Annotated in this window: 10 protein-coding genes and 1 pseudogene; 4 read left to right on the plus strand and 7 right to left on the minus strand. The window is 71.3% G+C overall.

All coding sequences use genetic code 11. The features are described from left to right. Positions 1-27 precede the first annotated feature (27 nt). Positions 28-2,661, minus strand: a complete 2,634-nt coding sequence (locus tag QWJ41_RS04815) for a hypothetical protein (RefSeq protein ID WP_302706058.1) — start codon at positions 2,659-2,661, stop codon at positions 28-30. 449 nt (positions 2,662-3,110) lie between these two features. Between QWJ41_RS04815 and rpsA the strand changes: the two genes are divergently transcribed. Further along, on the plus strand, positions 3,111-4,613 hold the full coding sequence (gene rpsA / locus QWJ41_RS04820; protein ID WP_302706059.1) for a 30S ribosomal protein S1: 1,503 nt from the start codon (positions 3,111-3,113) through the stop codon (positions 4,611-4,613). A gap of 101 nt (positions 4,614-4,714) precedes the next feature. Here the strand turns inward: rpsA and QWJ41_RS04825 are convergent, their stop codons facing one another. Further along, positions 4,715-4,882: a hypothetical protein gene (locus QWJ41_RS04825; protein ID WP_193670284.1), complete on the minus strand. Its 168-nt coding sequence runs from the start codon at positions 4,880-4,882 to the stop codon at positions 4,715-4,717. A 91-nt stretch (positions 4,883-4,973) separates the two neighbouring features. On the opposite strand from QWJ41_RS04825, the gene QWJ41_RS04830 reads away from it, so the two are divergent. After that, a complete protein-coding gene (locus tag QWJ41_RS04830; protein ID WP_302706062.1) occupies positions 4,974-5,918 on the plus strand; it encodes a helix-turn-helix domain-containing protein in 945 nt (314 codons plus the stop codon). A 12-nt stretch (positions 5,919-5,930) separates the two neighbouring features. Here the strand turns inward: QWJ41_RS04830 and QWJ41_RS04840 are convergent. The 3 genes and pseudogenes from QWJ41_RS04840 to QWJ41_RS04850 form a co-directional block, all read right to left on the minus strand. Next, positions 5,931-7,582, minus strand: a pseudogene (locus QWJ41_RS04840) (SLC13 family permease). A 22-nt stretch (positions 7,583-7,604) separates the two neighbouring features. Beyond that, positions 7,605-8,879 carry a class I adenylate-forming enzyme family protein gene (locus tag QWJ41_RS04845; RefSeq protein ID WP_302706067.1) on the minus strand — a complete coding sequence of 425 codons (1,275 nt, stop codon included), beginning with the start codon at positions 8,877-8,879 and terminating at the stop codon, positions 7,605-7,607. A 335-nt stretch (positions 8,880-9,214) separates the two neighbouring features. Continuing rightward, positions 9,215-10,372: a hypothetical protein gene (locus QWJ41_RS04850; protein ID WP_302706069.1), complete on the minus strand. Its 1,158-nt coding sequence runs from the start codon at positions 10,370-10,372 to the stop codon at positions 9,215-9,217. Between the two features lie 599 nt (positions 10,373-10,971). Between QWJ41_RS04850 and QWJ41_RS04855 the strand changes: the two genes are divergently transcribed. Beyond that, entirely contained in the window at positions 10,972-11,865 is an 894-nt protein-coding gene (locus QWJ41_RS04855; RefSeq protein ID WP_302706071.1) for a DMT family transporter, read from the plus strand. Between the two features lie 64 nt (positions 11,866-11,929). After that, positions 11,930-12,433 carry a hypothetical protein gene (locus QWJ41_RS04860; RefSeq protein ID WP_302706073.1) on the plus strand — a complete coding sequence of 168 codons (504 nt, stop codon included), beginning with the start codon at positions 11,930-11,932 and terminating at the stop codon, positions 12,431-12,433. On the opposite strand, the gene QWJ41_RS04865 is transcribed toward QWJ41_RS04860, so the two are convergent. Beyond that, on the minus strand, positions 12,430-12,861 hold the full coding sequence (locus tag QWJ41_RS04865) for an SRPBCC family protein (protein ID WP_302706075.1): 432 nt from the start codon (positions 12,859-12,861) through the stop codon (positions 12,430-12,432). The two genes, QWJ41_RS04860 and QWJ41_RS04865, sit on opposite strands and share 4 nt — an antisense overlap. A 43-nt stretch (positions 12,862-12,904) precedes the next feature. After that, positions 12,905-13,327 carry an SRPBCC domain-containing protein gene (locus tag QWJ41_RS04870; RefSeq protein ID WP_302706077.1) on the minus strand — a complete coding sequence of 141 codons (423 nt, stop codon included), beginning with the start codon at positions 13,325-13,327 and terminating at the stop codon, positions 12,905-12,907. Positions 13,328-13,377 lie beyond the last annotated feature (50 nt).

A 13,377-nucleotide genomic window follows, 5' to 3' on the forward strand; every position in this document is an offset into this window, starting at 1 on the left:
TGGTGCGGTCTGGGTGGGGGACCGGTCTCAGCCGGTCACCCCGCGCGCGGCGGTGCCGCGCGGGTTCTTGGGCGTGCTGCTCGGGTCGAGGGGGTCGCTGCCGGCAGCGATCTCCTTGCCGTCGCTGGCGCCGCCGTCGTCGGTGTCGCGGTCACAGGGGTTGGTCTTGAACTTCTTGATCTCGCGCCGGTCGCTGAGCCCGTCCTTGTCGGTGTCCTTCTTGCGCGGGTTGGTCGGGCACTTGTCGTAGCGCTTGTTGGCCAGGCCCTTGATCTCGCGCCGGTCGTTGAGCCCGTCCTTGTCGGTGTCGGAGCGGTGCGGCTTGGTCCGGAAGCGCTTGACCTCGCGGCCGTCGTTGAGACCGTCGCCGTCGGTGTCCTTCTTGAGCGGGTCGGCCTTGGTCTCGAAGACCTCGAAGCCGTCCTCGAGGCCGTCGTCGTCGGTGTCGGGGTCGAGGGGGTCGGTGGCGAAGGTGTTGACCTCGGCCCCGTCCTCGAGGCCGTCGTCGTCGGTGTCGGCGTCGAGCGGGTCGGTGCCGTGCGTGTCGACCTCGGCGCCGTCGAGGAGCGTGTCGTCGTCGGTGTCGGGGTCGGTGGGGTCGGTGCCGAGCGCCAGCTCCTCGACGTCGGTCAGGCCGTCCTGGTCGGTGTCCAGCACCGAGCCGTCGGTGTCGTCGCCGGCGTCGTTGGGGTCGGTGCCGGCCTCGACCTCGTCACCGTCGCTCACGCCTCCGTCGTCGGAGTCGGCGTCGGTGGGGTCGGTGGGCTCGTTGTCGAAGGAGTCGTTCTCGGAGCCGGTGACCTCCTCGCCGTTGCTCAGGCCGTCGGCGTCGGCGTCCTCGTCGAAGTCGGAGGTGCCGTCACCGTCGGTGTCGGGGTCGTTGGGGTCGGTGCCGGTCTGGTCGATCTCCTGGCCGTCGGTGAGTCCGTCGTCGTCGGAGTCGGCGTCGGTGGGGTCGGTGGGCTCGTTGCCGTAGCCGTCGTTCTCCGAGCCGCTGGTCTCCTCGGCATCGGTGATCCCGTCGCCGTCGGTGTCGCCGTCGGGGTCGGTGCCGTCGTCGCCGTCGTCACCGGCGTCGTTGGGGTCGGTCGCGGGGTCGGCGCCGGTCTCATCACCGTCGCTGGAGCCGCCGTCGTCGCTGTCGGCGTCGTTGGGGTCGGTGGGCTCGTTGCCGAAGGCGTCGTTCTCGGAACCGCTGGTCTCCTGGCCGTCGGTGAGGCCGTCGTCGTCGGAGTCGGCGTCGGTGGGGTCGGTGGGCTCGTTGTCGAAGGAGTCGTTCTCGGAGCCGGTGACCTCCTCGCCGTTGCTCAGGCCGTCGGCGTCGGCGTCCTCGTCGAAGTCGGAGGTGCCGTCACCGTCGGTGTCGGGGTCGTTGGGGTCGGTGCCGGTCTGGTCGATCTCCTGGCCGTCAGTGAGGCCGTCGTCGTCGGAGTCGGCGTCGGTGGGGTCGGTGGGCTCGTTGCCGTAGCCGTCGTTCTCGGAGCCGGTGACCTCCTCCAGGTTGGTGACCTGGTCGCCGTCGGCGTCCTCGTCGCCGTCGGGCGTGCCGTCGTCGTCGGTGTCGGGGTCCTGGGGGTCGGTGCCGATGACCTCCTCGACGTCGTCGGTCAGCCCGTCGCCGTCGGAGTCGGGAGCGCTGCCGCAGGTGACGCCGCCGGCCGGGGCGGTGACCTGCGCGGCCATCGGGAAGAGGTCGATCTCGGCCACGTCGACCAGCCCGCCCAGCGTCACCTTGAGGTGCAGGGCGGTCGCCTCGGCGACGATCTTCGTCGGCGTCCGCTCACTGACCACCAGCTGACCGGCCGACAGCTCGACGAGCATGCCGGCCTCGGCGGGCAGGCTGGCGGCCCCGTCGGCGAGGTCCACGACCTCGCCGCCGATGGCGACCAGGGGAGCCGTGTACGTCGCCCGGGTGCCGTCGGCGGTGCCGTCGCTCTCGACGACGAGCTCGGGCGCGGTCAGCACCTCGACGACCTGCTGGCCGCCGATGGAGAGGTCCACGGTGCTGCCTCTCACGCTGCTGACCACGGTGCGGCCGCCGTCGGGGCGGCCGTTGGCGACCAGACGGGTGGACTGCGAGGTGGCGGCCACGCCGGGCAGCTGGACCAGCCCGAGCAGGTCGACGTCGGCCGTCGAGACCCTCGAGGTGGTCACCGGCACCGGGCCGGGCAGGCACAGGCCGCTGTCGAGGAAGCGGGCGTGCGCCGAGGCGTTGGAGAGCCCGATGGCCAGCGGGTCGAGGGTGTCGGCCGGGAGCAGGGAGTCGGTGGCCGGGGCGTCGTTGCTGGGCGGCGCCTCCTGGTGCGCGTCGGCGAGCACGGCGTCGAGCTCCCCGAGCGGGAGGGCGGTCAGCAGGGAGCCGTCGATGTTGCGGGCGTCGGCCACCGCGCGCGGCGCCGTGGCGGCCATGGTGCCGGTGACCTGGGCGACCCCGGCGTCGACGGCGGAGACGCCGAGCTGCGGCACCGACAGGGCGGTCACGCGGGCGACCTCGCCGGTGGCCGACGAGGTCGCGCCGACCGGCACCGGCAGCTGGTCGGCCTGGGCGGCGGGCACGGCGGTCAGGGAGTAGAGGGCAGCGGTCGAGAGCGCGACCCCCACGGAGAGGGGACGCAGGGGGCGGGGACGTCCGCGGCGTGCGCGACGTGGATCGGTCGTCATGTCTGGCTCCTGGTGGTGCATCGGGGGGGGAATGGCGGGGCACGCCGCAGTGCCCGGCGGAGCTGACCAGTTCGGAGGGAGCGGTGACGGGTCGGCCTGCGGCATCGGGGGGCGCACCGGGCAGTCCTGGGGGAGGACCGGTGCGACCCCGTCGTGCTGGGTCCGTACCCAGAGGTACCGTCGGTATGCAGAGGGCTCCTTACCGGTCTGGACCAGTGGGTGCCGTGCTGGTTGGACGGGGCTGCGACGCGCGGCGTACGCTGTTACAGCGCCTGGAGTCTGCCTTGGTCCCATACGGAGCGGACCTGGCTCACCGCCGCCCGGCCTCGCCGGCCGGGTTCGTCGCAGCCGCACCCCTCACGGTGCCGGCACAGCGTCGTCGGTGGTGGACGAGGACCCCCGGTGCACGTCCGCACGATCCCTGACCACGTGAAGGTTCCACTTCCCTTATGACGAGCACCATCTCCACTCTTCCTGACTACGACGCGCCGCAGATCGCGATCAACGACATCGGGTCGGAAGAGGACTTCCTCGCCGCGATCGACGCGACCATCAAGTACTTCAACGACGGCGACATCGTCGACGGCACCATCGTCAAGGTGGACCGCGACGAGGTCCTGCTTGACATCGGCTACAAGACCGAGGGCGTCATCCCCTCGCGCGAGCTGTCGATCAAGCACGACGTCGACCCCAACGAGGTCGTCGCCGTCGGCGACAAGGTCGAGGCCCTCGTCCTCCAGAAGGAGGACAAGGAAGGCCGCCTGATCCTGTCCAAGAAGCGCGCGCAGTACGAGCGGGCCTGGGGCACCATCGAGCAGGTCAAGGAGGAGGACGGCGTCGTCGAGGGCACCGTCATCGAGGTCGTCAAGGGCGGCCTCATCCTCGACATCGGCCTGCGCGGCTTCCTGCCCGCCTCGCTGGTGGAGATGCGTCGCGTCCGCGACCTGCAGCCCTACGTGGGCCAGACGCTCGAGGCGAAGATCATCGAGCTCGACAAGAACCGCAACAACGTGGTCCTCTCGCGCCGCGCCTGGCTCGAGCAGACCCAGTCCGAGGTCCGCCACGGCTTCCTCACCCAGCTGCAGAAGGGCCAGATCCGCAAGGGTGTCGTGTCCTCGATCGTCAACTTCGGTGCCTTCGTGGACCTCGGTGGCGTCGACGGCCTCGTGCACGTCTCGGAGCTGTCCTGGAAGCACATCGACCACCCCTCCGAGGTCGTGGCCGTGGGCGACGAGGTCACCGTCGAGGTCCTCGACGTCGACATGGACCGCGAGCGGGTCTCGCTGTCGCTCAAGGCGACGCAGGAGGACCCCTGGCAGCACTTCGCCCGCACCCACCAGATCGGTCAGATCGTGCCCGGCAAGGTCACCAAGCTGGTGCCCTTCGGCTCGTTCGTCCGCGTCGAGGAGGGCATCGAGGGCCTGGTGCACATCTCCGAGCTGGCCGAGCGCCACGTGGAGATCCCCGAGCAGGTCGTCCAGGTCAACGACGACGTCATGGTCAAGATCATCGACATCGACCTCGAGCGTCGCCGGATCTCGCTGTCGCTCAAGCAGGCCAACGAGACCGCTGCCGCGGCGGACGTCGAGGAGTTCGACCCGACGCTGTACGGCATGACCGCGACCTACGACGAGCAGGGCAACTACGTCTACCCCGAGGGCTTCGACCCCGAGACGGGCGAGTGGCTCGAGGGCTTCGACGACCAGCGCGCCGTCTGGGAGGAGCAGTACGCCAAGGCGCACGCTCGCTGGGAGGCCCACGTCAAGCAGCAGGCCGAGGCCAAGGTGGCCGAGGTCGAGGCCGGCGAGGCCACCTCGTACTCCAGCGGCGGTGCCAGCAGCAGCAGCACCGACGAGGTCGAGGGCGACGAGACCGACAGCGGCTCCGGCTCGCTGGCTTCCGACGAGGCGCTGCAGGCGCTGCGCGAGAAGCTCACCGGCGGCGGCAACTGATCGGCTGAACCCCAGCCGGTCGGCGCCACGCTGACCTGACGACGAGGGCCCGGTCACCGAGAGGTGACCGGGCCCTTGTCGCGTCCGCGGACGCCGCCGGCTCAGTGGTACCAGGAGCCGGAGTGGTCGAACGGCTCGTCCGGGTGGCTCCTGGGCGGGCGGTAGTCGGTGTGGAAGAAGGGGTCGTCGGCGTCGATGACCTCGAGGAGCGCCAGTGCGACGCCCGTGACCAGCAGGACCAGGGTGATGAAGAAGAGTAGCTCGCTCATGGCAGTAATCCTGCGCCTGAACTGATCCTGCCACCAGTGGCAGAGATGTCAGGTGTCGACGTTTTCCTGCCATCCGTGGCACACTGGCGCCATGCTCGGCAACGTCGCGGTCCTCGTCTACGACGGGGTCGCGCCCTTCGAGCTCGGCGTGGTCTGCGAGGCGTTCGGGGTCGACCGGCGAGACGACGGCGTGCCCCTGGTCGACTTCGCCGTGTGCGCACCGCGACCAGGACAGGTCGCGACGGACGGCGGCTTCTCGATCGTGGTCGAGCACGGGCTGGACCGGCTCGAGCAGGCCGACCTGGTCTGCGTGCCGGCGATGCCGCGCGCTCCCGGTCTCCCGGAGGGCGTCGCCGAGGCGCTGCAGCGCGTGGTGGCTCGCGGCGCGCGGGTGCTCTCGGTCTGCTCGGGCGCCTTCACGCTCGGGGAGGCGGGGCTGCTCGACGGCCGGGCCTGCACGACGCACTGGCGGCACACGACCGAGCTCGCCGAGCGGTTCCCCCTGGCGCAGGTGGTGCCCGAGGTCCTGTACGTCGACGCCGGCCAGGTCGTGACCGGCGCCGGCACCGCGGCCGGCATCGACGCCTGCCTGCACCTGTGGCGCCAGGAGCACGGGTCCCGGGTCGCCGGAGCGGTCGCCAGGCGGATGGTGGTGGCCCCGCAGCGCGACGGGGGACAGGCGCAGTTCATCGCGCGGGCCGTGCCCGACTGCGAGGCCGAGACGCTGGGCCCGCTGCTGACGTGGATCGTCGAGCACCTCGACGAGGAGCTGGGTGTCGATGCCCTGGCGCGCCGGGCGCTGATGTCGCCGCGGACGTTCGCACGACGCTTCCGCGAGGAGACCGGCACCACCCCGCACAGCTGGGTGACCCACCAGCGGGTGGCCGCGGCCGAGGAGCTGCTCGAGCGCAGCGACCTGTCGGTCGAGCAGGTCGCCGCCCGGGTCGGCTTCGGCAACGCCGCCACGCTGCGCCAGCAGTTCAGCCGGGTGCGGGGGATCAGCCCGCAGCAGTACCGGCGCCAGTTCGCCTGCTGAGCCCTTCGCGGGTCACAGCACCAGGCCGAGGGCGAACGGGCCGATCGCGACGGTGAAGATCGTGATCAGCACGATGCCCAGCACGTTGAGCACGGCTCCGCCGCGGGCCATGTCGGCGATGCGCACCGCGCCGGTCCCGAAGACGATGGCGTTGGGCGGGGTGCCGACGGGCAGCATGAAGGCGCACGTCGCCGCGAGCGCCGCCGGGATCAGCAGGGTCACCGGGTCGACGCCGAGGCCGGCGGCGACGCCGCCGAGCACGGGGATGAAGGTCGCGGCCGTGGCGGTGTTGCTGGTGACCTCGGTCAGCAGCAGCACCAACGTGACGACGGCGGCCAGCAGCAGGACGATCGGCAGGGCGCCGAGTGCGCCCACCTGCTCACCGAACCAGGCGTCGAGCCCGTGGCGGCCACGGCGCCGGCGAGGCTGAGCCCGCCGCCGAAGAGGAGCAGCACGCCCCACGGGAGGCCGCGCTCGGCGTCGTGCCACTCCAGGGTCATCCGGCCGCGGTCGTCGCCGGGGATCAGGAACATCACCAGGCCGGCGGTGATGGCGATCGCGGTGTCGTCGAAGCCGTCGAGCCAGGGGGCCCGCTCGCCGAGGTCGCCGATGCTGGCCAGCACCCCGGGCACGACCCAGAAGAAAGCTGCGGTGGCGAAGACGGCCAGCACCACCTTCTCGCCCTGGCTGGCGGGGCCGAGGTCGTCGATCTGGGAGTCGATCAGCTCGCGTCCGCCGGGGATGGAGTCGAGCCGGAAGCGGAAGATCACCCGGGTCACCAGCAGCCAGGCGAGGGTCAGGAAGACCACGACCAGGGGCAGGCCGAGCATCATCCACTCGGCGAAGCCGATGTCGCGGTCGAGCTCGGTGGCCAGGTAGCCCGCCACGATCGCGTTGGGCGGCGAGCCGAGCAGGGTGCCGAGCCCGCCGACGGAGGCGGCCCAGGCCACCGAGAGCAGCAGCGCGACGCCGAAGAGCCGCACGTCGGGGTCGTCGATCACCTCGTGCAGGCTCTCGCGCCCACCGAGGCGCTCGGCGAGCTCGGCCTCGTCGGTGCTCTGCCCGCTGCCGACGCTGTTCTCGACCACCAGCGCCAGCACCGACAGGGCGATCGGCAGCATCATCAGGGTGGTGGCGGTGTTGGAGACCCACATCGACAGGAAGGCCGTCGCGATCATCATCCCAAGGATGATCCGGCGCGGGTGGGTGCCGACGCGGCGCAGGGTGAGCAGGGCGATGCGCCGGTGCAGGTCCCACTTCTGCATGGCGATGGCGATCAGGAAACCGCCGAGGAAGAGGAAGACGATGGGGTCGGCGTACGGCGCGGTCGCGTCGGGGACGGCGACGCCGTCGGTCAGTGCCGGCAGCAGGGCGATGGGCAGCAGGGCCGTGGCCGCCAGGGGGAGCGCCTCGGTCATCCACCAGGTGGCCATCAGGGCGCCGACGGCGGCGACCACGCGCCCGTCCTGGGACAGCTCGGCCCCGCCCAGGGCGACGTAGACCGCGGCGGCGATGACGACGCCGAGCACCCGCACCCCCCACGTGTGCCGGGCCGAGCGGGTGGGCCCGTCCTCGTGCTGTGCTGGGGCCGTCTGGTCCGTGCTGGTCGTCTTGCCTCCCGAGAGAGACCGGCCCAGGAAGTCAGCCGATCCGCTACACCCCACACCCCGCTCGGCCGGAGCGGGCTCACCCCTGACGGTGGGACGCGAGCTGGTCGCGGCGTACCTTGCCGGTCGCCGTGCGGGGCAGGTCGGGCACGTGGGTCCAGGTCTTCGGCCGCTTGGGCGGAGCGAGGTGCTGACGGGCCCAGTCGTCGAGCTGGTCGTCGGTCGCCTCGCCCACGACCGCCGCGCAGACCCGCTGGCCCCAGTCGGGGTCGGGAGCGGCGTAGACCGCCACGTCGTCGACCGCCGGGTGCTCGCGCAGCGCGTGCTCGACCTCGAGCGGGTAGACGTTGACGCCGCCGCTGATGATCAGGTCGGTGCGTCGTCCGTCGAGGTAGAGGTAGCCGTCGTCGTCGAGGCGGCCGACGTCGCCGACGGTGAACGCCGGGCCGGCCGGCGTCTCGCGCCAGGCGGCGGCGGTCTTGTCGGGTGCGCCGTGGTACTCGAATCGGGCATGGTCGGGCACCGTGCACCAGATGGTGCCGTCGTCGTCGACGTGGAGGCGGCGCCCGGGTCGGGCCCGCCCGACGGTGCCGGGGCGATCGAGCCACTCCTCGCTGCGGCACGCGGTGAACTGGCCCTCGGTGGAGCCGTAGAACTCCCACGTGGTGCCAGGCGGGAAGGTCTCGAGGAGTCGTCGCTTGGTGGCCACCGGGCAGGGTGCCCCGGCGTGGGCGACGAGACGGAAGCTGCTCAGGTCGGGGGTGCCGACCTCGTCCCAGTGCGTGAAGAGGCGCTGCAGGTGCGTGGGGACGCAGAACATGGTGGTCGGGCGCTCGGCCTCGATGGCCAGGGTGACCCGGTCGGGGGCGAAGGGCCCGGGGACGACCACGCGGCCACCGGCCAGCACCGTGCCCATCGCGAACCGGAGCGGCGCGGAGTGGTACAGCGGGCTGAGGACGAGGTTGACGTCGGTGGCGGCGAACCCCCACAGCTCGCGCTCCTCCGCGACGAGCGCGGCAGCCGCGGTGGGGGAGAGCAGTCCGCTGCTGACGCCCTTGGGGGTGCCGGTGGTCCCGCTGGTGACGTGCATCGGACGAGCCCGAGGCGTCCAGCCGCTCATCGGGCCCTCGGGTCGGACGTCGTCGAGCAGCGCAGCCAGGTCGTCCTCGTCGGTGACCACCAGAGCGGGGTCGAGGCCGCCGAGGATCCGCTCGCGCTCGTACGCCGTCAGCCGCGGGTCGAGGGGCACGGGCAGGACGCCGCGAGACAGCAGCGCCATCACCGTCTCGAGGAGCAGCAGCGAGCCGGGCACCAGCAGCGCGACGCGCGATCCCTCGGGCAGCGGGGTGGGCATGGGCCGATGGTAGGTGGGGACGTGCAGCTGCCGGTGGGCGGTTCAGCGCCTGCGGCGGTCGCGTGTGCTCAGCTCCCAGCCGCGGAGTGGGTGTTGGGTGAGGTGCCATCGGGGGTCGTGGGCGCGGTGGTGGTGCCAGGAGCAGAGTGGGATGGCGTCGAGGTCGGTGTCGCCTCCTCGTCCCCAGGGGATGAGGTGGTGTATCTCGGACCAGGCGAACGGTCTCTCGCAGGTCCCGATCGCACAGGTGTCGTGGACCAGTGACAGGGCTCTTCGTTGGTGGTGGCTGTGCAGCCGTTTCGTTCGGCCCAGGTCGAGTGGGACTGACTTCGAGTTCAGGACGGCGGGGACGAGGCCGGCCTCGCACGCCAGGCGAGTCGGCGCAGGTCGCCGGCGGCGGTGCGGGTGCCGGTGTCGAGCTTGGCGGTGCCGGTCTCGTCGGGCCCGCGCCAGTCGGGCCAGTCGGCGGGGTCGAGCTTCCCGGCCTGGGTGAGGTCGTGGGTGAGGTCCTCGGCGGTCATCGTGACCAGCAGGGTCAGGGCGTTGGCGCCGTTCCAGCCGTCGGTGGGCAGGTGCTCGATGAGCTCGCACAGGGCGTTGCCGTGGATCTCCCAGCCGGAGAGCCCGTAGCCGGGTCCGGTGGGCGCGGAGTCGTCGTACCCGGAGACCTGTTCACCGTCGGCGGTGGTGCGGGTCTTGTTGAGCCGTCGTGGGGCGGAGAGGGTCTCGAGCGCGGTGCGCAGCAGGGAGCCGTGCAGCTCGGGGATGGTGAACTTGCCGGAGTAGGTGCCGTCGCCGTTGTCGTGCAGCGCGAGGTAGGTCTCGTGCTTCGCCCGGCGTGATTCACGCCCGAGCATGATCGCTTCGTGCTTGTCGGCCAGGTCGCGGTCGACGACGTCGAGCATCCGCCGCGCTGCCTGGCGTAGCCGTTTGGGGTTCATCGGGCGCCCGGTGCGGGTCCCGATGCCGCTGGCCTTGCCGACGAGGACCTCCTCGGCGGCGGCGAGCTGCTCGGGGGTGGTCTCGAGGGGTGCCTGTTCGGCGGCGGCGACGATGACGCGGACCTGGCGGGTGGTGATCGCGCCGATGGCGTAGGCCTGCCGGGCGTGGTGGTACTTGGTGCGCAGCAGCTCCGCGATGCGCGCGCCGCCTGCGAGGACCTCGCGGGACTGTCCGGTCAGTGCGGCGGCCCAGGCGTCGGTGCCGGTGGCGGCCTCGCTGTCCGCGACCTGGCGGCGTTCGGCCTCGCCGAGCACGTCGCCCATCAGGGCGGAGGCCTCGGCCTCGAGAGCGGAGAGTGCCTGCACCAGGCCGGCGAGGTCGCCGACCGGCTGGTCCTTCAGGTCGCCTTCGCGTGCCGCGGCCATCGCGGCCCGAGCGGTCGCGACGGCCTGCGCCACCGGACCGGCCTCCGCGGTCGGGAGGCTGCTCGCGGGCACCCCGGCACCCGGGGCGGGGGCCCGGTCGCTGGTGGGGTTCTGGAGCAGCCTCATGCCCACCATTCTCCCAAGCAAAGACGCCGATGGGAACACCAGTTCGACAATCTGTGGAGAACTTCTCGGCCCGGGTTGAGCGAGGCCCCGTTGTCCGACAGTGGCCGTTGGGGCACGCCTTGAGCAGCGACGGCTTTGTCGAAGACGGTGATCGCGGCTTGAAGTAGTACGAACCCCGATGGCCTGCTGCTTGACCTCGATGGTCAGCTTCGACGGGCTCGTCGTGGGACGTCGGGTCCGGGGGGCTCGAGCACGGCGGCCGGCCCGTCGACCCCCGCGCGTTTGCGCAGCTCGTAGAAGGACTTGCGGAACACGTCGTGCTCGGCACAGCACGTCGAGATCCCCCGCGGGCGCGTGATCGAGCCAGTGCCAAATCGAGCCGGGCACGGGGATGAATGGGTTCACTGGCAGCCACCGCCGAGGCCTCGGGGCTGAAGTGTCACCCCCAAGACGATTCGAAGTGTCACCGATGTCTTGATGCAGAGCTGTCACCGACGTCCTGAGACATGACACTTCTCGGCGCCGCCCGGCCGCGACCGCTCGGGCCGACGTGCGGACGTGCCGCGGGACGCCCGGGGAGGCCGTGCGAGGCTTACGGCGTGGTCAAGCCGGCGAGTGTCGCCTTCGTGGCGCTCGGTGTCATCTGGGGCAGCAACTTCATCTTCATGAAGTGGGCCACGGAGACCATCTCGGCGGGCCAGGTCACGCTTCTCCGGGTCCTGTTCGGGTTCGTGCCGGTGATGGCCTACGCGCTGCATCGGCGGGTGCTCGCGAGGCGCCACCTGCGCCACGCGCACCACTTCTTCGTCATGTCCTTGCTGGCGACGACGGTCTACTACTTCGCCTTCGCCGCAGGGACCGCGCTGCTCCCCTCAGGGGTCGCAGGGGTGCTCAGCGGTGCGATCCCGCTCTTCACCTTCATCAGCGCCGCGATCTTCCTGCGCAGCGAGCGAGTCACCCCGCTACGTCTCGTCGGGGTCCTCATCGGCTTCGGTGGGGTTCTCCTGACAGCTCGCCCGTGGGAGACGGGTGGCGGCGTCGATCCGGTCGGCGTGCTGTACATGCTCCTCGGGGCAGCCAGCGTCGGAGTGTCCTTCGTGTACGCGCGGAAGTTCGTCTCACCCCTCGCCATCGCTCCCGCTGCGCTCACGACCTACCAGGTCGGACTCGCGCTCCTCACCCTGCTGCTCGTGACGGACCTCGACGGGGTCACCGCCCTCACGCAAGACACCCGAGCCACGGTAGGGGTGGTCCTCGGGCTCGGCCTGCTCGGAACGGGCGTGGCGTACATCCTCTACTACTTCATCGTGGCGACGCTCGGCGCGGTGACAGCGTCGAGCGCCACGTACATCCCTCCCGTCGTCGCACTCGTCATCGGCTGGCTGCTCGTGGACGAGCCGCTGCACCTCCTCGACGGCGTCGCGGTGCTGCTCATCCTGAGCGGCGTAGCGGTTCTGCGAGTGCCACAGCGCCAGACTCTGCCGCGGACGTGACAGCTCCCTTGACCCCCGTCGCCCGCGGAGAGAAACTCGAAGCAGAGCTGAGGAGGCGGTCCTGGTGGATGAGTACCTGGTCGTGGCCAACCAGACCTTGGGTGGCGAGAAGCTCGAGCGCACGGTGCGTGAGCGCATCGAGCGAGGAGACAGCAGCTTCTTCGTGTTGGTGCCGATGACACCTCCGCACGACGAGAGCGGGTGGGCCGGCGGCTTCGTCGCCTACGAGGGCATGTCCGGCGACGAGGCGCGGGCGTGGTTCGAGCAGGACGGTGAGCACCGGCGGGCGCAGATGGAAGAGGCTCGCAGCCTGGCGGAGCGGCGGCTGGCCAGGATGGTCCAGGCGATCGAGGAGGCCGGTGCCCGGGCGGAGGGCGCCGTCTGCGACGCCGACCCGCTCGACGCCGTCAAGAAGCGGCTGGCGGAAAGCTCCTACACGGAGGTGATCGTCTCGACGCTGCCGGAGCGGCTCTCGCGCTGGCTGAAGATGGACCTGCCCAGCCGGGTGGCGCGCGCCTCGAGTGCGCCGGTGACGACGATCGAGGCGGACAGGACGGCTGACGTCTAGCAGCCGCGGTTGACTTCGCTGTCGGTCTTCAACGCCAGGGCGAACCTGTCGAAGGAGGTCTGGAGGTCGGGCAGCACCCTGACCACCAGGGGCGAGAGCGGTCCGGTGACGTCCTCCACCATGCTGAAGCTGCAGGTGTCTCCCGTCGCCTCGACCTGGAAGGTTCGGCGCCCCGTGCACAGCCCGAGCGGGAGCCCCCCGGTCCACAGCATGGTGGCGGGTGCGTGGATCTCGGTGACGCCGAGCTCGGAGCCCCGGTCGGGCGCGTCCTCGGAGACGACCAGGACCCGGCGTCCCTCCAGGATGGTGCCCTCGAGACGCAGCACGCCGTTGTCCGAGGCCTCCCACCAGCCACGGTCGGTGAGCAGCCCCCACACGCGTTCCGCCGACGCCGAGATGGCGGTGCTGGTGCTGGCGGTCGTGGTCATCGGTGGTCCTCTCGTGCGATCGGACCCGAGAGCTGCGGTTGGATCAGGCCTCGCTGTCTGTCTTCAGCGCGGCGGCGAACTGGTCGAAGGAGCCCTGGAAGTCGGGCAGCGAGCGGATGATGAGCGGGGCCAGGGGGCCGGTGAAGTCCTCGGCCATCGTGAAGCTGCAGCGGGCGGGCCCGTCCGGCTCGATCCGGAAGGTCCGGCGCCCGGTGCACAGGCCCAGGGGCATGCCCCCGGTCCAGGTCATCGACCGGGGCTGGTCGACCTCGGCGACCTTGAGCTTGAAGCCGCGCTTGGGGTCCAGCTCGGAGACCAGCTTGACCTGCTGGCCCTCGCGGATGGTGCCGGCGACGTCGACGACCCCGTTGTCGGCCCGGTTCCACCAGTCGGTGTCGGTGAGCAGGCGCCAGACCTCCTCGGAAGGGGCGGCGATCGTGGTGCTCGTGCTCGTGGTGGTCGTCATCGTGTGCCCGTCGTCAGGTGGTCGAACCCCGATCGTCCCAACACCCCAGC

The organism is Nocardioides cremeus, from assembly GCF_030518195.1.
Lineage (GTDB): Bacteria > Actinomycetota > Actinomycetes > Propionibacteriales > Nocardioidaceae > Nocardioides > Nocardioides cremeus.

Excerpts from the sequence above, each read along its gene's own strand:
- rpsA (WP_302706059.1), top strand. The coding sequence starts at position 3,111 with ATGACGAGCACCATCTCCACTCTTCCTGACTACGACGCGCCGCAGATC.
- QWJ41_RS04825 (WP_193670284.1), bottom strand. The coding sequence starts at position 4,882 with ATGAGCGAGCTACTCTTCTTCATCACCCTGGTCCTGCTGGTCACGGGC.
- QWJ41_RS04845 (WP_302706067.1), bottom strand. The coding sequence starts at position 8,879 with ATGCCCACCCCGCTGCCCGAGGGATCGCGCGTCGCGCTGCTGGTGCCC.
- QWJ41_RS04815 (WP_302706058.1), bottom strand. The coding sequence starts at position 2,661 with ATGACGACCGATCCACGTCGCGCACGCCGCGGACGTCCCCGCCCCCTG.
- QWJ41_RS04850 (WP_302706069.1), bottom strand. The coding sequence starts at position 10,372 with ATGAGGCTGCTCCAGAACCCCACCAGCGACCGGGCCCCCGCCCCGGGT.
- QWJ41_RS04870 (WP_302706077.1), bottom strand. The coding sequence starts at position 13,327 with ATGACGACCACCACGAGCACGAGCACCACGATCGCCGCCCCTTCCGAG.
- QWJ41_RS04830 (WP_302706062.1), top strand. The coding sequence starts at position 4,974 with ATGCTCGGCAACGTCGCGGTCCTCGTCTACGACGGGGTCGCGCCCTTC.
- QWJ41_RS04865 (WP_302706075.1), bottom strand. The coding sequence starts at position 12,861 with ATGACCACGACCGCCAGCACCAGCACCGCCATCTCGGCGTCGGCGGAA.